Origin of the sequence: Rhizobium mongolense subsp. loessense, assembly GCF_900099775.1 — a bacterium.
Taxonomy (GTDB): Bacteria; Pseudomonadota; Alphaproteobacteria; order Rhizobiales; family Rhizobiaceae; genus Rhizobium; species Rhizobium loessense.
In genome coordinates this window covers 393,511-417,039 of sequence record NZ_FMTM01000003.1, presented here as the reverse complement: position 1 = coordinate 417,039, position 23,529 = coordinate 393,511, and the positions used below count along the sequence as shown (strand labels likewise).

Annotated in this window: 25 protein-coding genes and 1 pseudogene; 13 read left to right on the top strand and 13 right to left on the bottom strand. The window is 61.3% G+C overall.

The annotated features are described in order from the left end of the window. Nucleotides 1–12: 12 nt before the first annotated feature. A complete protein-coding gene (locus BLP23_RS13230; RefSeq protein WP_092585290.1) occupies nt 13–900 on the top strand; it encodes an SDR family oxidoreductase in 888 nt (295 codons plus the stop codon). A 341-nt stretch (nt 901–1,241) separates the two neighbouring features. Here BLP23_RS13230 and BLP23_RS13225 read toward each other — a convergent pair whose 3' ends face one another. After that, complete coding sequence (locus BLP23_RS13225; protein WP_092585289.1) at nt 1,242–1,994, bottom strand: pyridoxine 5'-phosphate synthase; 753 nt, start codon at nt 1,992–1,994, stop codon at nt 1,242–1,244. A 430-nt stretch (nt 1,995–2,424) separates the two neighbouring features. Between BLP23_RS13225 and BLP23_RS13220 the strand changes: the two genes are divergently transcribed. After that, nucleotides 2,425–3,111 (top strand): MerR family transcriptional regulator, encoded by a 687-nt coding sequence (locus BLP23_RS13220; RefSeq protein WP_092585288.1) that lies wholly within the window; start codon nt 2,425–2,427, stop codon nt 3,109–3,111. Between the two features lie 34 nt (nt 3,112–3,145). Here BLP23_RS13220 and BLP23_RS13215 read toward each other — a convergent pair whose 3' ends face one another. Then, nucleotides 3,146–4,273: an ATP-dependent DNA helicase gene (locus tag BLP23_RS13215; RefSeq protein WP_092585287.1), complete on the bottom strand. Its 1,128-nt coding sequence runs from the start codon at nt 4,271–4,273 to the stop codon at nt 3,146–3,148. A 170-nt stretch (nt 4,274–4,443) separates the two neighbouring features. Between BLP23_RS13215 and BLP23_RS13210 the strand changes: the two genes are divergently transcribed. Continuing rightward, nucleotides 4,444–5,013 carry a DUF922 domain-containing Zn-dependent protease gene (locus tag BLP23_RS13210; RefSeq protein WP_233426701.1) on the top strand — a complete coding sequence of 190 codons (570 nt, stop codon included), beginning with the start codon at nt 4,444–4,446 and terminating at the stop codon, nt 5,011–5,013. Here BLP23_RS13210 and BLP23_RS13205 read toward each other — a convergent pair. After that, nucleotides 4,991–6,589 carry an ABC-F family ATP-binding cassette domain-containing protein gene (locus BLP23_RS13205; protein WP_092585575.1) on the bottom strand — a complete coding sequence of 533 codons (1,599 nt, stop codon included), beginning with the start codon at nt 6,587–6,589 and terminating at the stop codon, nt 4,991–4,993. The two genes, BLP23_RS13210 and BLP23_RS13205, sit on opposite strands and share 23 nt — an antisense overlap. Before the next feature lie 258 nt (nt 6,590–6,847). On the opposite strand from BLP23_RS13205, the gene BLP23_RS13200 reads away from it, so the two are divergent. From BLP23_RS13200 to BLP23_RS13190, 3 genes are read left to right on the top strand one after another with little or no spacing between them, the layout of a single operon-like run. Next, nucleotides 6,848–7,228, top strand: a complete 381-nt coding sequence (locus BLP23_RS13200) for a COG4315 family predicted lipoprotein (protein WP_092585286.1) — start codon at nt 6,848–6,850, stop codon at nt 7,226–7,228. Between the two features lie 10 nt (nt 7,229–7,238). Further along, nucleotides 7,239–7,754: an RNA polymerase sigma factor gene (locus BLP23_RS13195; RefSeq protein WP_092585285.1), complete on the top strand. Its 516-nt coding sequence runs from the start codon at nt 7,239–7,241 to the stop codon at nt 7,752–7,754. Continuing rightward, the gene (locus BLP23_RS13190) at nt 7,751–8,533 is read left to right on the top strand and encodes an anti-sigma factor family protein (RefSeq protein ID WP_092585284.1); all 783 of its coding nucleotides are present in this window, start codon (nt 7,751–7,753) and stop codon (nt 8,531–8,533) included. Before BLP23_RS13195 ends, BLP23_RS13190 begins: the two co-directional genes overlap by 4 nt. 3 nt (nt 8,534–8,536) lie before the next feature. Here BLP23_RS13190 and BLP23_RS13185 read toward each other — a convergent pair whose 3' ends face one another. The 3 genes and pseudogenes from BLP23_RS13185 to nthA all read right to left on the bottom strand — a co-directional run bounded on the left by BLP23_RS13185 (nt 8,537) and on the right by nthA (nt 10,124). Continuing rightward, a complete protein-coding gene (locus tag BLP23_RS13185; protein WP_092585283.1) occupies nt 8,537–8,893 on the bottom strand; it encodes a nitrile hydratase accessory protein in 357 nt (118 codons plus the stop codon). Nucleotide 8,894: 1 nt separating this feature from the next. Further along, entirely contained in the window at nt 8,895–9,554 is a 660-nt protein-coding gene (gene nthB / locus BLP23_RS13180) for a nitrile hydratase subunit beta (RefSeq protein WP_092585282.1), read from the bottom strand. Further along, nucleotides 9,551–10,124 (bottom strand): annotated as a pseudogene (nthA, locus tag BLP23_RS13175) (nitrile hydratase subunit alpha). The gene nthB and the pseudogene nthA overlap by 4 nt, the downstream one beginning before the upstream one ends. A gap of 155 nt (nt 10,125–10,279) precedes the next feature. On the opposite strand from nthA, the gene BLP23_RS13170 reads away from it, so the two are divergent. The 3 genes from BLP23_RS13170 to BLP23_RS13160 all read left to right on the top strand — a co-directional run bounded on the left by BLP23_RS13170 (nt 10,280) and on the right by BLP23_RS13160 (nt 12,403). Continuing rightward, a complete protein-coding gene (locus tag BLP23_RS13170) occupies nt 10,280–11,560 on the top strand; it encodes an SDR family oxidoreductase (RefSeq protein WP_092585574.1) in 1,281 nt (426 codons plus the stop codon). Next, nucleotides 11,560–12,036 carry a DUF2269 family protein gene (locus tag BLP23_RS13165; protein WP_092585281.1) on the top strand — a complete coding sequence of 159 codons (477 nt, stop codon included), beginning with the start codon at nt 11,560–11,562 and terminating at the stop codon, nt 12,034–12,036. The genes BLP23_RS13170 and BLP23_RS13165 overlap by 1 nt, the downstream gene beginning before the upstream one ends. 109 nt (nt 12,037–12,145) lie before the next feature. After that, on the top strand, nt 12,146–12,403 hold the full coding sequence (locus BLP23_RS13160) for a hypothetical protein (protein ID WP_233426691.1): 258 nt from the start codon (nt 12,146–12,148) through the stop codon (nt 12,401–12,403). A 33-nt stretch (nt 12,404–12,436) separates the two neighbouring features. Here the strand turns inward: BLP23_RS13160 and BLP23_RS13155 are convergent, their stop codons facing one another. After that, nucleotides 12,437–13,030: a LysE family translocator gene (locus BLP23_RS13155; protein ID WP_092585280.1), complete on the bottom strand. Its 594-nt coding sequence runs from the start codon at nt 13,028–13,030 to the stop codon at nt 12,437–12,439. Nucleotides 13,031–13,190: 160 nt separating this feature from the next. Here BLP23_RS13155 and BLP23_RS13150 point away from each other — a divergent pair, with 160 nt between their 5' ends. After that, a complete protein-coding gene (locus BLP23_RS13150) occupies nt 13,191–14,039 on the top strand; it encodes an aldo/keto reductase (RefSeq protein ID WP_092585573.1) in 849 nt (282 codons plus the stop codon). Between the two features lie 34 nt (nt 14,040–14,073). Here the strand turns inward: BLP23_RS13150 and ilvN are convergent, their stop codons facing one another. Together ilvN and BLP23_RS13140 are read right to left on the bottom strand one after the other, a co-directional pair. Next, on the bottom strand, nt 14,074–14,646 hold the full coding sequence (gene ilvN, locus BLP23_RS13145; protein WP_092585572.1) for an acetolactate synthase small subunit: 573 nt from the start codon (nt 14,644–14,646) through the stop codon (nt 14,074–14,076). Nucleotides 14,647–14,671: 25 nt separating this feature from the next. Then, on the bottom strand, nt 14,672–16,465 hold the full coding sequence (locus tag BLP23_RS13140) for an acetolactate synthase 3 large subunit (protein ID WP_092585279.1): 1,794 nt from the start codon (nt 16,463–16,465) through the stop codon (nt 14,672–14,674). Nucleotides 16,466–16,813: 348 nt separating this feature from the next. Here BLP23_RS13140 and BLP23_RS13135 point away from each other — a divergent pair, with 348 nt between their 5' ends. Next, on the top strand, nt 16,814–18,850 hold the full coding sequence (locus BLP23_RS13135; protein ID WP_092585278.1) for an ATP-binding protein: 2,037 nt from the start codon (nt 16,814–16,816) through the stop codon (nt 18,848–18,850). A 3-nt stretch (nt 18,851–18,853) separates the two neighbouring features. Here the strand turns inward: BLP23_RS13135 and BLP23_RS13130 are convergent, their stop codons facing one another. After that, nucleotides 18,854–19,114: a hypothetical protein gene (locus BLP23_RS13130; RefSeq protein ID WP_092585277.1), complete on the bottom strand. Its 261-nt coding sequence runs from the start codon at nt 19,112–19,114 to the stop codon at nt 18,854–18,856. Nucleotides 19,115–19,180: 66 nt separating this feature from the next. Continuing rightward, on the bottom strand, nt 19,181–20,083 hold the full coding sequence (gene miaA, locus BLP23_RS13125; protein WP_092585276.1) for a tRNA (adenosine(37)-N6)-dimethylallyltransferase MiaA: 903 nt from the start codon (nt 20,081–20,083) through the stop codon (nt 19,181–19,183). Here miaA and serB point away from each other — a divergent pair, their 5' ends adjacent. Both serB and BLP23_RS13115 read left to right on the top strand, forming a co-directional pair. Further along, nucleotides 20,084–20,974 carry a phosphoserine phosphatase SerB gene (serB, locus tag BLP23_RS13120; RefSeq protein WP_092585275.1) on the top strand — a complete coding sequence of 297 codons (891 nt, stop codon included), beginning with the start codon at nt 20,084–20,086 and terminating at the stop codon, nt 20,972–20,974. Beyond that, nucleotides 20,971–21,537, top strand: a complete 567-nt coding sequence (locus BLP23_RS13115; protein ID WP_092585274.1) for a GNAT family N-acetyltransferase — start codon at nt 20,971–20,973, stop codon at nt 21,535–21,537. Before serB ends, BLP23_RS13115 begins: the two co-directional genes overlap by 4 nt. Nucleotides 21,538–21,634: 97 nt before the next feature. Here BLP23_RS13115 and BLP23_RS13110 read toward each other — a convergent pair whose 3' ends face one another. Together BLP23_RS13110 and BLP23_RS13105 are read right to left on the bottom strand one after the other, a co-directional pair. Next, a complete protein-coding gene (locus BLP23_RS13110) occupies nt 21,635–23,242 on the bottom strand; it encodes a DegQ family serine endoprotease (RefSeq protein ID WP_074068893.1) in 1,608 nt (535 codons plus the stop codon). Nucleotides 23,243–23,343: 101 nt separating this feature from the next. Further along, a complete protein-coding gene (locus BLP23_RS13105; RefSeq protein ID WP_022714421.1) occupies nt 23,344–23,529 on the bottom strand; it encodes a DUF2065 domain-containing protein in 186 nt (61 codons plus the stop codon).

Sequence of the window (23,529 nt, the reverse complement as noted above, 5' to 3'; positions counted from 1 at the left end):
AGAGGAAGACCTATGAGCGAAACGATTCTCGTCACCGGCGCGGCCGGCCAGCTTGGCCGGCGCGTCATTCATCACCTGCTCGAAACCTACAAGCTTCCGGCACGAAGCATCATCGCCGCCACCCGCGACCCGGCAAAACTCGCGTCGCTCGCCGCCACGGGCGTAGCCATCCGCAAGGCCGATTTCGACGATACGGCAAGCCTCGACGCCGCTTTCAAGGACGTCGATCGCCTGCTGATTATCAGCACCGACGCGCTCGCCGTCCCCGGCCAGCGTCTGACGCAGCACAGGGCCGCCGTGGAGGCTGCGGCGAAAGCCGGCGTGAAGCACATCGCCTATACCTCGATGCCTTCGCCGGACAAGTCGCTCGTCACTTTCGCGCCGGACCACCTCGGCACCGAGAACGCCATCAAGGCTTCCGGCATTCCCTACACGATCATCCGCAACGCCTGGTATTTCGACAACTATCTCCATGGCATGCCGCATAACCTGCAGTCCGGCAGCTGGTACACGGCAAGCGGCGACGGCAAGGTTTCCAATATCTCCCGCGAAGACTGCGCATTGGCAATAGCCGCCGCCCTCGCCTCCGGAACGGGCGAGAGTGCGACCTACACGCTGACGGGCAGCCAATCGCTGACCGCCGACGAGATCGCCGCCGGCATCGCCACTGCTGTCGGAAAGCCTTTGCGGGCCGTCAAAGTCAGCGATGAGCAGCTCGGCCAGGGCATGCGCGGCGCAGGCCTTCCCGATTTCGTCGCCGACATGCTGGTTTCAGCTGACGCCAACATCCGCGCCGGCCACTTCGACCTCCTCACAGACGACTTCAGGGCGCTGACCGGCAAGCAGACGCAGAAGCTCGAGGACTTCTTCGTTGCAAACAAAGCGGCTCTGCTGACCTAAGCGTCGATTTCTGCCTTCATCAAGTCAGTTGATGGGGAGAGCAAGGCGGAATCTCCCGGCACTTCAATCGCAGGCAAGGGAGCGGCAAACAGGGCGCCGCTGCCTTGCCCTTCCCTCCCATTTCTCATTCATGGACCGTCACAGGTATCCAGCGCGCCCAAGTCGTTGGTCGCAGGGGCTCCCTTTCAAGGTAAATGATTCACTCCCCGGCGCGCCGGTGGCTGGATTTCTGTGACAATCCTCGGGTTTAACCCGAGGGCAGAGATTAGGGAGATGAGGCGTCGAAACCCTCTGGGGCCTCATTGCGCGCCCCTGGCCTGCGAAAGTAGAAGCGCTGCCCCTCAAATCTTCTGCCCGCACGCCCGGCAGAACCGCCGCACGGTTTCCGCCATGCCGTATTCCAGTGCATCCGCCGTCAGGCCGTGACCGATCGAAACTTCCGCAAGCTTGGGGATGCGCTTCACAAGCGGCGGCAGGTTGGCGACCGTCAGGTCGTGGCCGGCATTGACGCCGAGGTCGATTGCGAGTGCTGCGTCCGCCGTCTTGCCGAGCGCTTCGAGAATGGGGCCCGCCCGCTCCGGCGCATCGTAGCAGCCGCCGTAAGGGCCGGTATAAAGCTCGATCCGGTCCGCCCCCGTCGCCTTGGCGATCTTCACCGCCTCGGCATCGCCGTCGCCGTCGGCAAACAGCGAAACCCGGGTTCCCATCTTCTTCAGTTTTGCGACGACATCCGTGAGAAAAACCTGGTGCTTGCGGAAATCCCAACCATGGTCGGAGGTCGCCTGCGATGGATCATCAGGCACGAGGGTCACCTGCTCGGGTGCGGCACCTCTACAGAGATCGAGGAATTCCTCCGTCGGATAGCCCTCGATATTGAACTCGGCCTCCGGAAACTCGTCGTCGATCAGATTGCGGATCACCGGCAGGTCGGAGAAGCGTACGTGCCGCTGGTCCGGCCGCGGATGGACGGTCAGCCCGCTCGCCCCTGACTGCAAGGCGATGCGCCCCAGCGCCTCGACGCTCGGCCAGGGCAGATCGCGCCTGTTGCGCAGCATGGCGATGGCGTTGAGATTGACGGAAAGCGTCGTCGGCATGTCGATGATCCATTCAGTGCGATAAGCGTGAGCTGCTTTTTATGCCAAGGGGCCCGGCGACGCCAACGAGATTCGCATATGGCTGCATGCAAATCTGTGATGGACGCCCGCATGGTCGGAAAGGGCGTATCGCAGGAGTATTTCCCGTTTCGCCGCAAGAAATTCAGCCGCCGCGGGCACTCTCGCCGGCCAACCTTTACGTGGAATATCAAGTTTTCGGACGCTGCGTTGCTATCCTATTTAAAAGCGATTATTTTTAGCACTTACAAAAATGCCCGTTCACGCATAACGTGAGAATAAGTATCGAGTAAGTACGCCGCGTACTGCTTCTTCCCGACGACAAGAACGCCTCGAGGAAACACCACTCCGCAGCGCCTTCGAAGCAACTGGCAAAACCGCATGAGGTGCAACTTTTGCCCCAGGAGGGTTCATGCCAGACGGTACCAAACGTGCCGCCGCCGGTAAAGCTTCGGAGCGCCGGTCCAGATACCGGTTCCTGCCATCTGCCGCACTGCCGCCGGATTTGCCCGAGGGACCGGTGCCTATCGCCGAGATGGCGAACGCATTCGGGGTCACGCACAGGACGCTGCATTTCTACGAAGAAAAAGGACTGCTGTCAGCCAACCGTATCGGCCTGATGCGCGTTTACGGCGAGGACGACGTGATGCGCATGGCTGTCATCAACGTCTGCCGCGAGACCGGGATGCCGATCGCGGTCATCCAGGAGCTGATGGAAGAATTGCGCCGTGCCTCCTCGCAGGAGGAAGCAGAGGCAACCTTCCAGGAGGCGCTCGCCGTGCGCAAGCGCGAGCTGACGGCGGAAATGTCGACGCTGCACCGTCAGCTGCAGCAGGTCAGCGATCTGCTCGACCCCGACGCCAGCAGCGAGATACCGCCGCTGAACGACAACGAAGATCAATCCGCGCTTTCGGATGAGGAACTGCGCTGCCTCTCGTTGATGGCCGAAGGCTTCTCGACACAGCGCATCGCCCGCGCGCTTGACCTGAAGCATGACGAAGCACAGGCGCTCGAAGCTGACATCATCCTGAAGTTCAGGGCAAACAACCGCTTCCAGGCGATCACCAAGGCAGTGCTTCTCGGCATCGTCAAGGTATGACGTTCCCGCAAGGGCCGCCAACGTTTCCGCAGCTTCACCGCACGATCGTCAGCGTCTCCGCCGCGCGGGTGATCGCCGTGTAAAGCCAGCGTTCGCGCGTATCGCGGAAGGCCCAGCTTTCGTCGAAAAGCACGACATTGTTCCACTGCGAGCCTTGCGCCTTGTGCACGGTTAGCGCATAGCCGTAATCGAATTCGTCGTAGCGCTTGCGCGTATTCCACGGAATTTCGCCTTCGACATCCTCGAAAACCTGCTTCAGCAGCTTGATCTTGGCCGCGCCGCGATCCATGTCGTCGTCTTCCGGCCGCACGAGCAGGTTGATGCCGGGCTTCGTCGTCTCCTTCGATGACGTCATCACCTGCCAGAGCGAACCGTTGAGCAGCCCCTTGGCGGGGTCGTTGCGCAGGCAGACGAGCTTGTCGCCCGTCTGCGGATAATCCGCCGTGAAGCCCTTCAACTCGCGCAGGCGCTGGTTATAGCGCCGCCGCGTGCGGTTGGTGCCGACAAGCACCTGATCGGCATCGAGCACCAAGGCCTGGTTGACTTCGTTCTTGGAGATCACCTGGGCGGTGCCGTAGTCGCCATAGATGATCTCGTTGCCTTCGCGCACCTGCATCGCAAGCTTGATGATCGGATTGTCGCGCGCCTGGCGGTGAATGTCCGTCAGCAGGTAATCCGGCTCCTGATTGGTAAAGAAGCCGCCGCCCGAAACCGGCGGCAGCTGGCCGGGATCGCCGAGCACCAGGATCGGCGTGCCGAAGCTCATCAGGTCCTTTCCAAGCGCCTCGTCGACCATCGAGCATTCGTCGACGATGATCAGTGCCGCCTTGGCGACCGGGCTCTGCCGGTTGATGGTGAACATCGGCGTCATCGAGGTCTTGCCGGTTTCCTCGTCCTCGACAGCCTCTTCCCCACGCGGGCGGTAGATCAGCGAATGGATGGTCTTGGCATTGCTGGCACCGCGCGAGCGCAACACCTGCGCCGCCTTGCCGGTGAAGGCGGCAAACAACACGTCGCCATCGACGTTCTCCGCAAAATGCTTGGCAAGCGTCGTCTTGCCCGTTCCGGCATAGCCGAACAGACGGAAGAGCGGCGACCGGCCCTCCTTCAGCCATTTCGAGACGGCCTTCAGGGCTTCGTCCTGTTGCGGAGCAAATTGCATGGGAGCGACTTGGCAGGATTCGCGGCCGCGAAGCAAGGTGGAAAAGTGCGCCCGCAGGTCGCCGCCGCGCGGTTGCCTGCTTTCAGCTGCTTGAACCCAGCTTTTGCGCCCTTTAGTGTCGCCCCATTGCTTGAGGGATTCACGTGAGAAGAAGCATTCAATTCTGCCTGATGATGGCGGCCCTGCCGATACCTGCTGGCGCCCACGCGCAATGGCAGGCCGTCGAACAGGTCAAGCCCTATACAATCACTGGCAAATCCGGCGCAGAGCTCTACGCCTCGATCGGCGAACACGGCCCGGAGGCTGGCATCGGGCGCGTCATCGCGCACACGACCTTCAAACTCACCTGGACCAGGAAATACGAGCCGCAGGCGGACAGGTCCTGCAGGCTGACGGTGGCGCGTCCGAAACTGATCATCACTTACACTCTACCTAAGCCTGCGACACCGCTGCCACCTGCAACCAAGGCAAGCTGGGACAGCTTCATTACTGGCGTCGAGACCCACGAGCGCTGGCACGGGGAAACCATAAAGCATATGGTCAAGGCGATTGAAGCCTACAGCCTCGGCCTCACCGCCGCTGAAGACCCGGACTGCAGCAAGATCCGCGTCGTGCTGACAAAACGCCTCGGCGAACTCTCCGGCTACCAGCGCCAGCAAGGCCGCGACTTCGACAAGGTCGAAATGGGCCAAGGCGGCAACATACAGCAGCTCATCCTCAAGCTGGTAAACGGCCCGTAGGCAACTCCAGCCTGCGCGTAATCCCAATGCCTTCCAGGAAGACTTCGTCGTGACTGACGACCAGCAGCGCGCCGTCATAGGCACGCAATCCGCTCTCGACCGCGGCAATCGAATCGATATCCAGATGATTCGTCGGCTCGTCCAGGATCAGGAGCGAAGGCGGTTCCGGTCCGCCCAGAACGCATGCCAGACCGGCCCGCAAAAGCTGGCCGCCGCTGAGCGTCGATACAGTCAGGAGCGCCGCATCGGCCCTGAACATGAACCGGGCGAGCGCCGCCCGACAGGCATTTTCGACCGCCCGCGGGTTTATCCGCAGGAAGTTGTCGCGGATCGAAATCGACGGATCGAGAAGACTCACCTGCTGATCGAGCATTGCGAACTTGGTCATGACTGAGACCGTCCCGGTCCAGGGCTTCAACTGCGCGGTGACAAGCGCCAGCAATGTCGTCTTGCCCGAACCGTTCCGGCCGGTGACGGCGACGCGCTCCGGTCCAACGATGCCGAAGGAAAGATCGCTCAGGACCGGCTTGGAAGGCAGATAGCCCGCCGTCACCGAATCCATCTTCAGGACGACCTTGTTGGCAGGCAGTCCGGCCGGCGGAAGCGTCACCGAAAGGGGCTGCAGGATTTCGATTTTCTCGCGCACGGCGCCTGCGTCTTTGAGCGCCTTGGTACGCCGGCGTTCAGCAAGCCGGGCGTTATCGCCGCCTGCTGCTTCGCTGCGCTCCTTCAAGCCGCCGGCGACGATACGCGGCATGTCGCCTCTGGCAGCTTTCTTCCGGCCGATACGATCCCTGCGAGCTTGCCGTTCGGCCGTTGCTTGGGCGCTTCGGGCAACCTCGGCCACACGCCTCTCGGCATCGGCGAGATCATGACGCGCGGCGGCCAATTCTAAAGCCTTGCGCTCCTGATACTGGCTCCAGTTGCCGCCGTAACGCGTGGCCCCAAGCGAAGTCAGTTCGACGATGGCGTCTATGGTTTCGAGCAATTCCCGGTCATGGCTGACGACGATTGCCCCCGTCCGCCAGTTTGCAATGAGGTCGATGACGGACTGGCGGCCATCGCGGTCGAGATTGTTGGTCGGCTCGTCCAAGATGAGAAAATCGGACTCGGCGAAGATCAGCGCGGCAAGCCCTGCCCGCGTGCGTTCTCCACCCGACAGTGCCACAAGACGCGTTTCGGGCTCAGCGTGGATCCCCGCGCGATCGAGAGCCGAAGCAATCCGGGATTCCAGCATCCAATCGGCCGATGCAAGCTCATCAGCCGTCGCCTCGCCCGCCTCGGCACGCCGAAGGACGGCGAGCGCCTCGGTCACGCCGAAGAGATCACCAACCGTTTCTTCGGCTTCCACCTGGACGCTTTGGCGCAGCACGCCCAGGCGGCCGCCTAATGCAATCGTCCCGGACTGAGGCTGGAGTTCGCCGGAGATCAGCTTGAGAAGCATGGTCTTGCCAACGCCGTTGCGGCCGACCAGACCCGTTCGGTCCGCGCCGAAGCTTAGATCGAGACTTGAGAAAAGCGGCCGGCCGTCAGGCGTGGACCACGACAGATTGGAGAGTGTGATGATTGCAGGCATGGACATAGGGTTCCCCGGTGGCAAGGCGAATTGGCGTTGCGATCGGGTTGAAATCCATTGCTGCACATATCCTGTTGAAACGAACGATGGCCGGTAACCTAAGTGACGAGTGTTTGTGGTTCAAGCAGAATCAACCCCGGCACGGCACCAAACGCGGCATACATTCAAAAAATCTCTCACACCGCATGGAATAAAATCGCTGCTCCCGGTGTCTTACCTCCGGTAAGCAAAAAAGCTGCCTAACGTGAGGAGACCCACATGAAATCCGTAAAAATCGTGATCGCTTTCGCCGTCGCATCTGCTGCGGCAACGGCTGCATTCGCGGCAGCGCCGGTCATGACCGTCGAATCCGCCAAGGGCAAGGTGCTCGCCGGCGAAAACGGCATGACGCTCTATACCTTCAAGAAGGACACGAAGGGCGTTTCCAATTGCTACGACCAATGCGCCAAGAACTGGCCGCCGCTGATGGCCGCTGGCGATGCGAAGGCCGATGGTGCATATTCGATCATCGACCGCAAGGACGGCACGAAGCAATGGGCCAAGGACGGCATGCCGCTCTATTTCTGGGTGAAGGATACCAAGAAGGGCGATATCACCGGCGATGGCGTGGGAGGCAACTGGGACCTTGCCAAACCCTGAGTGGACCGGCGTGAAGACACCCACACCCGAAACATTCGAGGGCCAGATCCTGGCCCTCCTTCCCTCGCTCCGGCGCTATTCGCGAAGCCTCACCCGCTCCGACGCCGACGGCGAGGATCTGCTGCAGGACTGTGTCGAGAAAGTACTTGCCCGCCGTTCGCAGTGGCGTGGCCTGAACCTGCGCGGCTGGGCGCTGACTATCATGACCAATCTCTACCGCAACACCCGCCGCCAGAGCCCGCCCAGCATGATGGTCGAGCTTGACAGCGCCGAAGACCTGCCCTCGTCCGAGACGACCGCCGATCCCTTAGAGCGCTTGCGGCTGGAAGACGCGCTGAACAGCCTGTCGGAGGAAGGCCGCGCCGTGCTGATGCTCGTTGTCATCGAAGGCTATACCTACAGCGAGGTAGCCGCCGCGCTCGACATACCGGTCGGCACCGTCATGTCGCGCCTGTCGCGCGCGCGCCAGCGGCTTGGAGACCGAATGAAGGCCGACAATGTGATTACGCTTCGGAGACCAAAATGAACGAGACCAACTCGACGGTGCCCGAAGCGGACCTCCACGCCTATGCCGACGGGCAACTGCCCGAAAGCGCCCGCGCCCGTGTCGAGGCTTGGCTGCAGGACAATCCCGAGGACGCTGCCAAGGTGACGGCATGGCAGGCGCAGAATGCTGCGATCGGTTCAATGTTCGCGCCTTACGAAAAATCCAAGGAAAGCGACATCCTGCTGGTCGAGCCGGAAAATAGCGCTTCCGTTTGGCCGAGACGTTCGGCCATTGCCGCAGCCGCCGTCGCTCTCTTCGCGCTTGGCGCCCTTGCCGGCCATTACGGCCCTCCGCTCGTCCAGAAACCCGAACTGCAGCTTGCCGCTTCCGAGACACTGCCGGCGGAGGCGCAGAATGCCTTCCTGGTCTATGTAGGCGAGGTCCGCCATCCTGTTGAAGTCTTTGCCAATGAGGAAGCGCATCTGGCGACCTGGCTCGGCAAGCGGCTTTCTATTCCGAACCTGAAGGTGCCGGATCTACAGTCCCTTGGCTTCCGGCTCGTCGGCGGACGGCTGCTGCCGGTGGATGGAAAGCCGGGCGCAATGTTCATGTACGAGAATCAGGCTGGCGAGCGCCTGACCGCACTCATCGGCCGCAACAAGGCAAACCGGACGACGAGCTTCCGTTTCACCTCCGCCGGCGATGTCGAGACATTCTATTGGATTGACGGCGAGCTCGGCTATGCCGTCACCGGCGAGATTTCGCGCGATATGCTGCGGCAGGTGGCCGAGGAATGCTACAAGCAGTTCCCGTCGTGACGATCAGCGCAGCGGATCGTTGGAAAGCTCGATCGACTTTCCGTGCGGCGTGGCTTCCGCCGCACGCTGCCAGCTCTCCTGCAGCGAAAGGATGGCGCCGGCATCGGCGATGCCTTTGGTGACAAGGAGCAAGGATAGCGCAGCGACCCAGCAGTCGAAGTAGTCGCTGCCATCGACCGCCCGGCCCGGCTTGTGCAGTTCGGCCGAAAGCGTCTCCGCCCACTCGCTCCATGTGAAGAGACCGCGTTCGTGGAGGTGCACGGTCATTGCAAAAGCTGCAGCCGCCCAGGGCTCGGGAAAGACCGGCTCGCCATCGGCGGATTTCGGCAGTTGGGGCGATCGCGTCAGCGGCGATGCCATTTCATAAAGGCTCAAGGTAGCCCTCCCAGGCATCGATGGAAACCGTCAGCGATGGATCGGCGCCCTCGCCCCAGATTTCCCTGCCATCGAAAACGACGGTATAGACCCATTGTGGGTTCTCGCCCTTGCCATGCGCATTGTCGTCCGGGAACACGAAGGACCCCTGCACCGCCTCAACCACGCCGTTCTTGGCACGTGCGTAGCGCGGCAGCCTGGTATGCGTTTCCGGATTGAAATTCTTTGTCCGGACCTTCTCGCCGACGGCAAAGCGAGCAGCCGTTTCCACCGGACGATCGCAGGCGCCGCCACGCGCCAGAACGTTCGCAACCATATCCGCCTTCAGAACCCGTTTTGGCACTGCTCCGGCCGTTTGCTTGTGGCCGACATCGATCTCCGCAGCCGTCGCGAATCCGTGCCGATCGAGCAGCACTTCCAGCGCTCGCATCCAGATTTCGTAATAGCTTGCGGAGAGATAATCAGCTGGCGGAATATTCTCGCGCGCATGCCGGCTCTCGTCGATCGTCCAGGCACCGAAGGCACCACACGATAGCGTCAGTCCAAGCGCACGCTTCTCCCACTCTGCATGGAAATACGGCTCGCCTTTTTCAGGCGCGACCGGCCCGAACCCCATCTGTCCACCAAGATCGTGCGGTCCGTTCATGCGGCTGCTCCCGGAGCAGACGCAATTGCCGTCCCGATCATCGCATCGCGGCTGACGAGACTGGCAAGTTGCTGCTCACTCAAACCTTCCGTTCCCTCGGGGCGCTCGGGAATGACGAGATAGCGCAGCTCGGCCGTCGAATCCCAGACGCGGATTTTCTTTTCCGCGGGCAGCGTCACGCCGAATTCGGCAAGCACGCCGCGCGGATCGATCACCGCCCGCGAGCGATAGGCCGGCGCCTTGTACCAGACCGGTGGCAGGCCGAGCACCGACCAGGTAGCAGGAGCAAAGCGTGCAGACGACGAGGTTATGGGTCTTGGGCGTATTGAAGACGGCACGCATGTGCTCGCCCTGTCGCCCGGTATAGCCGAGGCTCGCAATTGCCGCCGTCGCATCGCTTTTCAGCCATTCGGCGAATGCCGGATCGCTCCAGGCCTTTGCCACGACATGGGCGCCGTTGCGCGGGCCGATCTTCGTCTCATAGGTCTCGACGATCGCATCGATCGCCGCCGGATCGATCAGCCCCTTCTCCGTCAACACCGTCTCCAGCGCCTTCACCCGCGCCTGCATGTCCGAATAGCGGTTGTCGTGATGATGATGGTGATCATGATCAGGATGATCGTGCAAGACGAGGCCCTCCGCGCATAGAATATTATCTTAGGCGCTTGAATGCAGCCCGCCAAGCTAATCTATGCGCCATGCGGTTTTTCGATAATCTCGGCCGTATGAACATTCTGATTCTCGGCGCGACAGGTTTCATCGGCTCCGCCGTCGCCGCCCGTCTGGTGGCCGATGGCCATGCCGTGAGCGGCCTGGGCCGCACTCCCGTCCGGGCTCGAATCAAATGGCCCGATGTCCGCTGGCTGCGTGCCGATCTCGCTCACATGACCACAGCTGCCGATTGGCAAGAGACACTGAAAGACCAGCATGTGGTCGTCAATTGCGCAGGCGCCTTGCAGGACGGCTTCTCCGACGACCTTGCCGCATCGCAGGCAGATGCGATGCTGGCGCTCTATATCGCGGCCAAAACGTCGGACGTCCGCCTCGTCGTCCAGATATCAGCAAACACGGATGCTCCAGTTGCCCATCTGCCGTTCCTCGCCACAAAACGCCGCGCCGACGACGCCCTTGCGTCAAGTGGTTTACCTTACGTCATTTTGCGTCCGGCACTCGTTGTCGGCCGCAATTCCCATGGCGGCTCAGCGCTCTTGCGGGCGCTCGCATCAATGCCTTTTGCGTTGCCGCTTATCCATTCCCAAAGCCCGGTTGAGACGATCGATATCAAAGATGTCGCTGCAGCCGTCAGCGCAGCAGTCTGCGGCGAAATTGCCAGCGGAAAAGATATTGCACTCGCATCCAGCGAGACGCTCATGCTCTCCGAACTCGTGAAACTGCATCGCCAATGGCTAGGCCTTCCGCCCGCTCCCATCATCCCCATCCCGGCAGCGCTGGTAAAACCCGTGACTTGGCTCGCCGATATTGCCGGGCGCCTCGGCTGGCGTTCGCCCTTGCGTTCGACCGCCATGGCCATCATGTCCAAGGGCGTCACAAGCAATGGAACGGTTCCAGCCATCCGCAGCGGCTCAGTCGCGGCCACGCTGGCAGCCAACCCGTCGGGCATTCAGGATCTGTGGTCGGCGCGCCTCTATCTGCTGAAGCCGCTGATGGCCGTCGGCCTCGCTCTGTACTGGTTGCTGTCCGGCATCATTCCGCTTCTGTCGCCACAAGCGGCAAGTCAGCATCTTTTACCATTCATGCCGCCCGCCGCTGCAATGGCGCTCACGCTTTTCATGTGCGCCGTCGACATCGCGCTCGGTGCCGCACTCCTTTTCCGGCCGATCGCCCGCAAAGTCCTTCTCGCCATGCTCGCCGTCTCCTTCGCCTATCTCGCAGGCGCAACCCTGCTCGAACCTTCACTCTGGCACGATCCACTGGGACCTCTCGTCAAGGTCCTGCCGTCGCTTCTGCTGACGCTCGTTACCCTTGCCATCCTGGATGAACGCTGATGCTTGCAGAATTTCTACTGCTTGCCCACGTGATCGGCGCGACCTTGCTCTTTGGGACCGGTGCAGGGATCGCTTTTTTCATGGCAATGGCGCACAGGACGCAAGCGCCGGAGCTGATTGCGCATGTCGCGGGAACCGTTGTGATCGCCGACACGATTTTCACCGCAACGGCTGTCATTCTCCAACCAGTGACAGGTTATCTGCTTGCCACCATCATCGGCTGGCCGCTCGGCGAAGGCTGGATCGCCCTCTCGCTCATCCTCTACGTCGTTACCGGCCTTTTCTGGCTGCCGGTCGTCTGGATACAGGTCAGGCTCCGCGATCTTGCACGCGCAGCCGCCACTGCTGGCGAACCGCTGCCGCCGGAGTATTTCACGCTCTACCACATCTGGTTCGCCTGCGGGGTTCCGGCCTTCTTGGCAGTGATCGGCATCCTCTGGCTGATGGTCAGCAAACCTTCGATCACCCTATTTTAGCATCGGTCAAGTTAGCCAGCGTCCCAAGGGCTAATCCCATTGCACCCGAGGTCCAATCCGGTTTGCGTGATATTCTCCGTCATCTCGCAAGTAGGGGAAAGGTATTGCGATGAACAGGATCACTCTTCCCGCAGCAGCGCTCGGCGCTGTATTCGCTTCCTGGGCAAGCGCGGACGACTATCGCGATCTGAAAAAGGGCGAGTATCAGATCCCCGGGCATCCCTATAAATCCGCGGAGAACTGTCAGCGCACCGCGCCGGTCGGCAAGTTTGACCGCCGTTGCGACATTCCGCTCTTGGGCTTCCGCAACTTTACCGACCCGACGATCATCGTTCAGTCTGGCGGCATCGGCGGGTTCGGCATCTAAGCGCTTCTGCGGCAGGTCGCCCTCCGCGTTTCTCTATTTTAACATCGGCCAGAGGCTCAGCACCAAGAGCACCGCCATGGTGACGTTGAACCATTTGAGCCGTACCGTGTCGGACAGCCATTCGCGCAAGGCGGAACCGAAGCCGGCCCAGGTCGAAATGCTTGGAATGTTGACCGCGGCAAAGGCAAGGCCGACGATCAGTACGCTGGCGAGATAGAGGTCCGGATTTGTGTAGGTCGCCATGGCCGTTACCGCCATGACCCAAGCCTTTGGATTGACCCACTGGAAGGCGGCGGCAGCAAAGAATGACATTGGCTTGACGCTGTCATTGCCTCCGCTCAGCGCCCGCGACGTCGCGATCTTCCACGCGATCCAGACGAGATAGATGCCGCCCGCAAACTTCAGCGCCGTGTAAAGCGCCGGCACCGTATGCAGCAACGCGCCGAGCCCAAGGCCGACGCCGAGAAGCAGTGAGAAAAAGCCGGCACCGATGCCCAACATATGCGGGATCGTCCGGCGAAAGCCGAAATTCACCCCGGATGCAAAGAGCATCATGTTGTTCGGTCCCGGCGTGATCGATGTCGTGAAGGCAAAGAGAACGAGAGCCAGAAACGTATCCAGCGGCATGGAACCTCCCGTAGATCGTCAACCCACGACGATCTCTATCGATTGAAATCCGCTAACCCGCCTGCGTTTCCTAAGCCAGATAATCATTGTCATGGTGACAGGATTGCTTGAAAGATGACGCGTCTGCGCAATCTTTGAAAGAAAAATGAAAGATTCGGCCATGCTAGACGACCCTATCCCCGCGATCACTTTCCCGAACGGCATCGAAGTCCCCGCTCTCGGCCAGGGCACCTGGAACATGGGAGAAAGGGCGTCGGAAGCCGAGCGCGAAATCGCAAGTCTCAAAGCCGGCATAGAGCTTGGGATGACGCTGATCGATACGGCCGAAATGTACGGCGAAGGCGATTCCGAGCGCATCGTCGGCCGCGCCATCAAGGGCCGGCGCGACGGCCTGTTCATCGTCACCAAGGTCTATCCGTGGAATGCCAGCCGCAGGGGCACGATCGAAGCCTGCGAGCGGAGCCTTTCACGTCTCGGCATCGACCAGATCGACCTCTACCTGCTGCATTGGCGGGGCGAGCATCCGCTGGCCGATACGGTCGAAGCCTTCGAGGACCTGAAGGACGCCGGGAAGATCGGCGCCTGGGGCGTTTCGAACTTCGATATCGGCGACATCGAGGAACTGCTTGCCGTTCCGGGCGGCCGGCACGTCGCTGCCAACCAGGTTCTCTACAATCTCGCGCGCCGCGGCATCGAATATGATCTTCTGCCCTGGTGCCAGGAGCACGGTGTCCCGGTCATGGCCTATTCGCCGATCGAACAGGGCCGCATCCTGCACAATCCCGAGCTCATCCGTATCGCCAAGGCCAATCAGGCAACCCCGGCTCAGATCGCCCTCGCCTTCCTTCTCGAACGCGACGGCGTGATCGCCATTCCGAAGACGTCGAATGCCGACCGCGCCGCTGAAAACCGCGATTGCGTCTCGCTCGATATCAGCGACGAGGACTGGGTGGCGCTCGACGCCGCTTTCCCGCCGCCGACCCGCAAATCGGCGCTCGAAATGCTCTGAGACTTCAGGCTGCCGCGCGCTGCCAGACGCCGGTTCACATTCCCTGCGGACCGCGGTTCATGGCGGCAATGCCAGTGCGGCAGACTTCGATCAAGCCGAGCGGCTTCATGATCGCCACGAACTGATCGATTTTCGAGGACTTGCCGGTGATCTCCAGAATGAAATGCTCGACAGTCGCGTCGACCACCTTGGCGTGGAAGGCATCGGCAAGGCGCAGCGTCTCGGCCCGGGTTTCGCCGGTCCCGATCACTTTGACGAGCGCCACTTCCCGTTCGATCGGACGCTCCTGCCCGAGTTCGCGAGCGCGCACCGTCAAGTCCACGACGCGGTGCACCGGCACGATGCGCTCGAGCTGGGCCTTGATCTGCTCCAGCACATGCGGCGTGCCGCGTGTCACGATGGTAATGCGCGACAGATGCGCCTGATGCTCGGTTTCGGAGACCGTGAGGCTTTCGATGTTGTAGCCCCGGCCGGAGAACAGGCCGATGACGCGGGCAAGGACGCCCGGCTCGTTATCGACGAGGATCGAGAGCGTATGGTTCTCGGCGGCTGCGGTGTCCGGCGAGATGAAGTAGGCCGAGCCTGTCGGCTGTAGATGTGCGTTCATTGTCTTGGCTTCCTCACCTTCGGTATCAAACGAGCTGACGGCCCTTGGCGTCGATCGCATTGGCGACCGCTTCGTCCGTGGCTTCGTCCGGCAGCAGCATCTCGTTATGGGCCTTGCCCGATGGGATCATCGGGAAGCAGTTGGCGAGATTGGCAACGCGGCAATCGAGGATGACCGGCTTCTTCACGTCAATCATCTCCTGGATCGTACCGTCGAGATCATCCGGCTTTTCGCAGCGCAGCCCGACGGCGCCATAGGCTTCCGCCAGCTTCACGAAATCCGGCATCGCCTCCGTATAGGAATTGGATAGCCGGTTGCCATGCAGCAACTGCTGCCACTGGCGCACCATGCCCATGTACTGGTTGTTCATGATGAAGATCTTGATGGGCGCATCGTGCTGGATCGCCGCCGACATTTCCTGGATGCACATCTGGATCGAAGCATCGCCGGCAATATCGATGACGAGGCTATCAGGATGGGCGATCTGCACGCCAAGCGCTGCCGGCAGGCCGTAACCCATCGTGCCGAGGCCGCCTGAAGTCATCCAGCGGTTCGGCTGTTCGAAACCGAAGAACTGCGCCGCCCACATCTGATGCTGGCCGACTTCGGTCGTGATGTAGGTATCGCGGTCCTTTGTCAATTCGTACAGCCGCTCAAGCGCATATTGCGGCATGATGACCTCGTTGCTCTTCGTGTAGGCGAAAGAGTTGCGCGCACGCCAGCGGGCGATATTCGTCCACCAGTCGGAAAGCTGGCCCTTCTCCGGCCTCTTCGCCAGAGCACGCCACAGGCGGACCATGTCTTCCAGAACGTGGGCGACATCGCCGCGGATCGGGATGTCGACGCGAACATTCTTGTTGATCGAGGACGGGTCGATGTCGATGTGGATCTTCTTGGAATTCGGCGAGAAGGCATTGATGCGGCCGGTAATACGGTCGTCGAAACGGGCGCCAATGCAGACCATGACGTCGCAATCGTGCATCGCCATGTTGGCCTCGTAGGAACCGTGCATGCCGAGCATCTTCAGCCAGTTCTTGCCGGAGGCCGGATAGGCGCCGAGCCCCATCAGCGTCGAGGTAATCGGGAAGTCGGTGAGTTCGACTAGCTCGCGCAGCAGCTTGCAGGCTTCCGGACCGGAATTGACGACGCCGCCGCCGGAATAGATGACGGGACGGCGCGCACTGGCCATCAGCTCGATTGCCGCATGAATCTGGTTGAGATCGCCCTGGAGTTTCGGCTGATAGCTCTTCTGGATCGCATGATCGGCCGGCGGCGTATAGGTGCCGGTCGCGAACTGGATGTCCTTCGGAATATCGACGACGACCGGGCCGGGGCGGCCGGACTGCGCGATTCGGAAAGCTTCATGGATGATGGCAGCGAGCTCGTTGACGTCCTTGACCAGCCAGTTGTGCTTGGTGCAGGGCCGCGTGATGCCGACGGTATCGCATTCCTGGAAGGCATCGGAACCGATGAGCGAGGTCGGTACCTGGCCAGTGAGGCAAACCAGCGGAATGGAGTCCATGAGCGCGTCCTGCAGCGGCGTGACGGCATTGGTTGCGCCCGGACCGGAGGTGACCAGCATAACACCAACCTTGCCGGTCGATCGGGCATAGCCTTCGGCCGCATGGCCGGCGCCCTGCTCGTGGCGGACGAGGATATGCTTGATCTCCTCCTGCTGGAATATCTCGTCATAGATCGGCAGCACCGCACCGCCCGGATAGCCGAAGAGATGTTCGACGCCGTTGTCCTTCAGCGCCCGCAGAACGATCTCCGCTCCTGTCATCCGATTGTCTGGTGTCTGGTTGTCCGTGCCCGTCATTTTTTCTGTTCCGTTTTGGCTGCTGGAATTGAGGTCTTCGGTGCGGAGCCTGGATTTCAGGCATAAAAAAAGGCCCCAGAGGGAGCCTGTCAACTAGCGCATGGGTGGCTGTCGCCGGATGGTTACACCATCCTGCCCATGCGCTTTCCCACCACAATAAGAGCTGCTGCTATTTTCATGGGCGCAATTGATAGACAGAAAATTTCACAGCGTCAACGCTCCCCGAAATAAAAAATCGGCGGGCGCTAAAAGATGTAGCGCCGGTTATCGCGTTAAAAAACAAGAGGCCCGAAGGGTTTTGTTAAAGGATAAGTCATATGATCGCCTGCTAACGCAGGGAGTAGGCCGTTGCTCAACAACGACTTGCAAACGTCAGGCAATGCCAGCGAGCAGGATCGCCGCGACAATTTAACCCCCGGGAATCGCTTCCTCGGCCGCGTCGTCGCGTGCAGCGGCTCACGCGCGACTATCGCCGCCGTCGCAGAGGCCGGCGGCACCGATCTCACCGAACTCTGGTCCGTCGGCCGCCTGATTTCGATCAGCGTCGGCCGGAACCGCGTCGTCGCCCTCGTTTACGCCATGAACACCGGCACGCATGCCTGGGGCGAGGGCGAGGACAACTATTTCAGGATCGAGACCGAACTGCTCGGCGAAGTCCGCGTCGAGGAAGACGGCCGCGAGGAGTTCTCCACCGGCATTTCACGCTATCCCCATCTCGGCGCCATTGCGCACCGCATCCGCGCCGCCGATCTGATGCGCATCTACGACGCAGGCACCGGGACGACTGCGGTCATCGGCAACCTCACCCAGGACGAAAGCATCGATGCGGCGATCCACATCCCCTCGATGCTTTCCAAGCATTTCGCGATCGTCGGTTCCACGGGCGTCGGCAAATCCACGGCCGTATCGCTGCTTTTGCACAAGGCGATCAAAGCCGATCCGAAGTTGCGCGTCCTGATCCTCGATCCGCACAACGAGTTCGCAGCCGCTTTCCCGAAGCATTCGATCGTCATTGATACCGACACGCTCGACCTGCCCTTCTGGCTGATGCGGCTTGAAGAATTCGCAGAAGTCGTCTTCCGCGGCCGCGCGCCAGTGCCCGAAGAACTCGACATGCTTCGCGACATCATGCCGGACGCCAAGCGCGCCTTTCGCGGCAGCGACAATTCGCTCGTCCGGCGCACCACCGAGAAGAGTTCGATCACCGCAGATACGCCGGTCCCCTACCGCATGGCCGACCTGCTGGCGCTTATCGACGAGCGCATCGGCCGTCTCGAAGGCCGCGCCGAGAAGCCCTTCCTGCGCTCATTGAAGATGCGCATCATCGCGGCGATCAACGATCCGCGCTACCATTTCATGTTCTCCAACAACACGATCAGCGACACGATCATGGACACCGTGGCGCAGATATTCCGCATTCCCGGCGACGACCGGCCGATCTGCACGTTCCAGCTTTCCGGTATCCCGTCGGAAGTGGTGAATTCGGTCGCCTCCGTCCTGTGCCGCATGGCCTTCGAAATCGGGCTCTGGAGCGACGGCGCCGTGCATATGCTCGTCGTCTGCGAAGAAGCGCACCGCTATGTTCCGGCCGATCCGAACCTCGGCTTCATCCCGACGCGCCAGGCCATCGCCCGCATCGCCAAGGAAGGGCGCAAATACGGCGTCTCGCTCGGCATCATCACGCAGCGCCCGGGCGAACTCGATCAGACGATCCTCTCACAGTGCTCAACGCTGTTTGCCATGCGCCTTGCCAACGATCGCGACCAGGACATCATCCGCTCGGCAATCCCGAATTCGTCGATCTCCACGACGAGCTTCATTTCCTCGATCGGCAACGGTGAAGCGATCGCCTTCGGCGAGGCGATCAGCGTCCCGATGCGCATGCGCTTTTCGCGCGTCGAGCAGCATCTGCTGCCGAAGGCGAACGGGGCGACCGCCAAGCATTCCGACGAGGATCCTGATACGGTCGATCTGCGCAAGATCGTGACGCGCATGCGCGCCGTCAGCGGCGGGCCGGATATTTCGTCTTTCCAGCAAAGCTACAGTGCCGCGCAGAGCGACATGCTGTTCGACGACGAAGAGCCGTCGGAGGATGCTCCCTATCCGGCATCCTTCTCTGCGCCGCCGCTGGCGCCGACCGATTCCTACAGGCCGGACATGCTGCCGCGCAGCCATGCGCCGCGCGAGCCGCAAACCGCACCGCCCCAGACATCTTTGGACAGCCGCCTGGAAGCTCTCCGGCGAGAGATGCGCCGCGAGGAAACAACGTCCCAGCGGCCGGTGTTCTCTCAAGACCCGGCTGCCAGCCCGCATCGCGAACCCGGCATGTCGCTCCGCGAGAGCATTCTCAAGAAGCCGCTCAGGAGCCTCCATAACAAGGATTGAGGCTCATTGCCCCTGAGATTGCCTGGCCGCAGAGGCAATGACACTCAGGTGGCGCTCTATCAGCGTCAGAAAGGCGATCGTTCCGCAGACCAGGGCGGCAACCACGATGCCGGCGATCGCGCCGAAAATCGCTCCGATCACGAACATTCCGGACCCGGCTTGAGCCGCGGCGGCGGTTGCGCCGGACAGTGTGAAGAAGGCCAGAATGACGATTGCAATCAGGGCATTGATGGAAGCAAGCGTCTTTGCGAGAAAATTGTTCATGACATCTCCTGGCCGATGGTTTGCATTCGCAATAATGATAACGACTGACAGAAGCTTACGCGCTGATCACGGCTGCGGCGACGTCAGGCGCTTCCAGCTTTCGTCCATCTGATTGCGAAACCAGGTCATCTGACGCTTGGCGTATTGCCGTGTCGCAGCAGCACCCTTCTCGATCACTTCGCTGCGCGTCATCTCGCCCTTCAGCATGGCTGCAATCTGCGAAACGCCGATCGCCTTCATTGCCGGCATTTCCGATGAAAGGTCCAGTGCCAGCAGCGACTTGACCTCATCTTCCGCACCCTGCTCCAGCATTTTCTCGAAGCGCCTGTTGATGCGCTGGTGGAGCACGGCGCGTTCCGGCAGGACGATGATCTTTTCCGCCCTCGCCGGATCGACGATCACCGGCCCCGCCTGCCCTTGGAAGCGCAGGATCGATTGCCCCGTTGCTTCCACCACCTCCAAGGCACGCACGATGCGTTGCCCGTCCTGGATGCTGAGCCTGCCGGCAGCGGCTCGGTCGAGCTTGGCAAGTTCGGCATACAGCGCTTCGGCGCCGTCATCCAGCAGGCGCGCCCGTAGCCGGTTGCGGATGTCTTCCGGTATCGCCGGCATATCCGACAGGCCGCCCGTCAGCGCCTTGAAATAAAGCCCCGTCCCTCCGACAAACACTGGCAACTGTCCCTTGGCACGCAGATTGGGCAGCAATGCCGTGACATCGCGCAGCCAGGTCCCCGTCGAATAGGCAGCGCTTGCCGGCACATGGCCGTACAGATGATGTGGCACACCCTGCATCTCCGCCTCGGACGGCCGCGCCGTAAGGACGCGCAGCGTGCCGTAGACCTGCATGCTGTCGGCGTTGATGACAGCGCCGCCGTGGCGTTTCGCCAGTTCCACGGCAAGCGCGGACTTGCCGCTGGCGGTCGGCCCGGTTATCAGGATCGCACTTGTTGCGCTTAGAAGGTTTTCCATATGGCTCTCGTTGCCACGCTTGTTGCCAATCCGTCAAATCCCGTTCTCACGCCGAATCTCGCCGAACAGGCCGCCGAAACCGTGAAGGCATCGGGGCTCTACTGGCTGGCAGACGGCATCGCCTGCGATATCGCCCTTCGCGACGGCACCGATACGCAAGCGGCGGAGGCCAATATCCTCGCGGCCATCGCCAGCGCACCGATCGATCTGGTTGTCCAGGAGGCCGAAACGCGCCGCAAGAAACTGCTGATCGCCGACATGGATTCGACGATGATCGGACAGGAGTGCATTGACGAGCTTGCCGCCGAAGTCGGCCTCAAGGACAAGGTCGCCGCGATCACCGCCCGCGCTATGAACGGCGAAATCGCTTTCGAACCCGCACTGCGCGAACGCGTTGCACTCCTGAAGGGCCTGCCGGTTTCAGTCATCGATGAGGTTATCGCCAAGCGCATCACGCTGACGCCCGGCGGTCCGGAATTGATCGCCACGATGAAATCGAAGGGCTATTATACCGCCCTCGTCTCCGGCGGCTTCACCGTCTTCACCAGCCGGATCGCCGCAACTCTCGGCTTCGACGAAAACCGCGCCAACATTCTTCTTGAAGAGGGAGCCTTGCTCTCCGGCTTCGTTGCCGAGCCGATCCTCGGCAAGCAGGCGAAGGTGGATGCACTCAACGAAATCTCCGCAAGACTTGGTATCTCCACCGAAGACGCAATCGCCGTCGGCGACGGCGCAAACGATCTCGGCATGATCCACCTCGCCGGCTCCGGCGTCGCCCTGCACGCCAAGCCCACCGTCGCCGCCGAAGCGAAAATGCGCATCAACTACGGCGATCTGACCGCACTGCTTTATATCCAGGGCTACCGAAAGACGGATTTTGTGAGCCCATGACAGTGATCGCGACGACGAACCGCCTGCTTTTGCGCAATTGGACAGATGCGGACCGGCCGCTTTTCCACGAGATCAATTCCGATCCTGAAGTGATGGAATTCTTCGCCTTTCGCCGCGACCGCGCCGAAGCAGATTCGATGCTGGATAGTATCCGCGATGCCATCGCCAAGGCGGGGCTTGGTTTCTATGCCATGGCACTTAGGGAGACCGATGAGCCGATCGGCTTTTGCGGCCTCTGGAAGCCCGAACTCGAACCGTTCCTCCCGGCAGGCACCATCGAAATCGGCTGGCGTCTTGCGAAACGGCATTGGGGCAAGGGATACGTGACGGAAGCGGGACAAGCGTCACTTCGCCATGGTTTCACCCAGTTCGATCCTCCCGAAATCGTCTCTTTCGCGGTAGCGGACAATCATCGTTCCACCGCCGTCATGCGCCGACTTGGCCTGCATCACGATCCTGACCGCGATTTCGATCATCCCCGCGTTCCCGACACGCATCCGCATCTGAAACGCCACGTGCTCTATGCGATCAGCCGTCAGCAGTGGGAACGAAAGATCGGCTGACACCGGTTGCCCATGCGCGACAGAGACAGGAGAATGTCGTGCTGTTGTCGTCGCAGACACCAGCGCGGAGCGGTTCAGCAGTTCCTGAAAGGATTTGTTATTCCATTGGTACTGCGATGAACCGCAGATCGCCATTTGCCGAGGCGATCATCAGCTGCGCGTTACGGCGGCCTTCCTGCTTCAACGACTGCACCTTCGCAGCCACGGCATCCGGCGACTTCATGAATTCCTGGGCGACCTCGACAATCACGTCGCCGGCCTTCAGGCCCTTTTCGGCGGCCGCCGAGCCGGGCGCCACCTCCGTCACCACGACGCCGTCCACACTTTCCGCAATGCCGAAAGTCTTGCGGATCTCGGGGCTGAGCTGCGACAGCGATAGGCCGAGCACATCCTTCGGCGTCCTGGCATCGGGCGTCACAGGCGCCTGCTGATCGGTCTGGCCCTTGCCGTCGGGTGCCGGCTGGACCTGATCCTGATCGGGATTCGGCTCGTCCATGTCGTCGTTCTCCTCCGGATCAGGATTGATCACACCATCCGGAGAGGTATCAGCGTCGTTGGAAGCGGCCTGATCGCTGTCCTCCAGACGACCGAGCGTCACCTTGACAGTCTGCTCCTTGCCGTCGCGCAGCACGACGACGTCAACTTCCTTGCCGACTGGGCTTTCGGCCACGACGCGCGGTAGGTCGCGCATCTCATTGACCGGCTTGCCGTCGAATTTCAGGATGACGTCGCCCGCCTTGATCGAACCGTTGTCGACCGGCCCGCCCTTGATGACGCCGGCGACGAGCGCACCCTTGGCGGTATCGAGACCCAGGCTGTCGGCTACGTCGTCGGTCACCGGCTGAATGCGCACGCCGAGCCAGCCGCGGCGCGTTTCTCCGAATTCGCGAAGCTGGTTGACCACGCCCGCAGCAAGCTCCGAAGGCACCGAAAAGCCGATACCGATCGAGCCGCCGCTCGGCGAAATGATCGCCGTGTTGATACCGATCACCTCGCCCTTCATGTTAAAGAGCGGACCGCCGGAATTGCCCTTGTTGATCGCCGCATCGGTCTGGATGAAGTTGTCGTACGGGCCTGCGTTGATATTGCGGCCGCGGCCGGAAATGATGCCGACGGTCACCGACCCGCCGAAACCAAACGGATTGCCGATCGCCATGACCCAGTCGCCGATGCGCATGTCGCTGGAATCACCAAACTTCACGGCCGTCAGCGGCGTCCTCGGTTCGACCTTCAGCACCGAAAGATCGGTCTTCGTGTCCGTTCCGATGAGCTTGGCTTTCAGCTTGGTGCCATTGGCGAAATTGACCTCGATGTCGTCAGCGCCCTCGATCACGTGATTGTTGGTGACGATATAACCCGATGGATCGATGACGAAGCCGGAGCCGAGCGAGCTGACATTGTGGTTGCCGCCCTGGCCGCCCTGCTGCTTATTGAAGAAGTCGTTGAAAAATTCCTGGAACGGCGAGCCGTCCGGTGCGCGCGGCGCCGGGCCGGCACCTTCATCGCCCTTGATGTTCTGCGAGGTGGATATGTTTACCACCGCGTCGAGAAGCCCTTCAGCAAGATCGGCAACCGAGGCCGGACCATTCAACGGAGGCGTGCTCTGCGCTTCAGCGGCGCCGGTAAGACCGATATTTGCCAGAAGTGCAACCCCGGCCAGGAGAGCGAGCGATCGTCTGAAGGTCGGGCGTGTCGTGGGGGCCATCAAGCTTCCTCTTATGGGTCAAAGCGGCAGTCTGACCATCAACATAGGGCGGAATGATGGAGCGTGAAATCACCTTTTCGCGAAATCCCGTGCAATCTGCGTCAGCGTCTGACGAACCAGACAAGCACGACACCGAGCACGACGGCGCCAAGGCCGAAGATGCGTAGCTGGCGCTCCGGAACCGTTGGAAGCAGCCGGGCCATCTCGACGAGAAAACGAGGGGCCAGTGCGTAGACCAGCCCCTCGATGATGAGAAAGAATGCGATTCCTGTCAGGAAATCCTGCAT

Excerpts from the sequence above, each read along its gene's own strand:
- BLP23_RS13150 (WP_092585573.1), top strand. The coding sequence starts at position 13,191 with ATGCTAGACGACCCTATCCCCGCGATCACTTTCCCGAACGGCATCGAA.
- BLP23_RS13225 (WP_092585289.1), bottom strand. The coding sequence starts at position 1,994 with ATGCCGACGACGCTTTCCGTCAATCTCAACGCCATCGCCATGCTGCGC.
- nthB (WP_092585282.1), bottom strand. The coding sequence starts at position 9,554 with ATGAACGGACCGCACGATCTTGGTGGACAGATGGGGTTCGGGCCGGTC.
- BLP23_RS13220 (WP_092585288.1), top strand. The coding sequence starts at position 2,425 with ATGCCAGACGGTACCAAACGTGCCGCCGCCGGTAAAGCTTCGGAGCGC.
- ilvN (WP_092585572.1), bottom strand. The coding sequence starts at position 14,646 with ATGAACGCACATCTACAGCCGACAGGCTCGGCCTACTTCATCTCGCCG.
- BLP23_RS13215 (WP_092585287.1), bottom strand. The coding sequence starts at position 4,273 with ATGCAATTTGCTCCGCAACAGGACGAAGCCCTGAAGGCCGTCTCGAAA.
- BLP23_RS13160 (WP_233426691.1), top strand. The coding sequence starts at position 12,146 with ATGAACAGGATCACTCTTCCCGCAGCAGCGCTCGGCGCTGTATTCGCT.
- serB (WP_092585275.1), top strand. The coding sequence starts at position 20,084 with ATGGCTCTCGTTGCCACGCTTGTTGCCAATCCGTCAAATCCCGTTCTC.
- BLP23_RS13190 (WP_092585284.1), top strand. The coding sequence starts at position 7,751 with ATGAACGAGACCAACTCGACGGTGCCCGAAGCGGACCTCCACGCCTAT.
- BLP23_RS13205 (WP_092585575.1), bottom strand. The coding sequence starts at position 6,589 with ATGCCTGCAATCATCACACTCTCCAATCTGTCGTGGTCCACGCCTGAC.
- BLP23_RS13105 (WP_022714421.1), bottom strand. The coding sequence starts at position 23,529 with ATGCAGGATTTCCTGACAGGAATCGCATTCTTTCTCATCATCGAGGGG.
- BLP23_RS13130 (WP_092585277.1), bottom strand. The coding sequence starts at position 19,114 with ATGAACAATTTTCTCGCAAAGACGCTTGCTTCCATCAATGCCCTGATT.
- BLP23_RS13110 (WP_074068893.1), bottom strand. The coding sequence starts at position 23,242 with ATGGCCCCCACGACACGCCCGACCTTCAGACGATCGCTCGCTCTCCTG.
- BLP23_RS13170 (WP_092585574.1), top strand. The coding sequence starts at position 10,280 with ATGAACATTCTGATTCTCGGCGCGACAGGTTTCATCGGCTCCGCCGTC.
- BLP23_RS13155 (WP_092585280.1), bottom strand. The coding sequence starts at position 13,030 with ATGCCGCTGGATACGTTTCTGGCTCTCGTTCTCTTTGCCTTCACGACA.
- BLP23_RS13185 (WP_092585283.1), bottom strand. The coding sequence starts at position 8,893 with ATGGCATCGCCGCTGACGCGATCGCCCCAACTGCCGAAATCCGCCGAT.
- miaA (WP_092585276.1), bottom strand. The coding sequence starts at position 20,083 with ATGGAAAACCTTCTAAGCGCAACAAGTGCGATCCTGATAACCGGGCCG.
- BLP23_RS13115 (WP_092585274.1), top strand. The coding sequence starts at position 20,971 with ATGACAGTGATCGCGACGACGAACCGCCTGCTTTTGCGCAATTGGACA.
- BLP23_RS13230 (WP_092585290.1), top strand. The coding sequence starts at position 13 with ATGAGCGAAACGATTCTCGTCACCGGCGCGGCCGGCCAGCTTGGCCGG.
- BLP23_RS13210 (WP_233426701.1), top strand. The coding sequence starts at position 4,444 with ATGATGGCGGCCCTGCCGATACCTGCTGGCGCCCACGCGCAATGGCAG.
- BLP23_RS13165 (WP_092585281.1), top strand. The coding sequence starts at position 11,560 with ATGCTTGCAGAATTTCTACTGCTTGCCCACGTGATCGGCGCGACCTTG.
- BLP23_RS13200 (WP_092585286.1), top strand. The coding sequence starts at position 6,848 with ATGAAATCCGTAAAAATCGTGATCGCTTTCGCCGTCGCATCTGCTGCG.
- BLP23_RS13140 (WP_092585279.1), bottom strand. The coding sequence starts at position 16,465 with ATGACGGGCACGGACAACCAGACACCAGACAATCGGATGACAGGAGCG.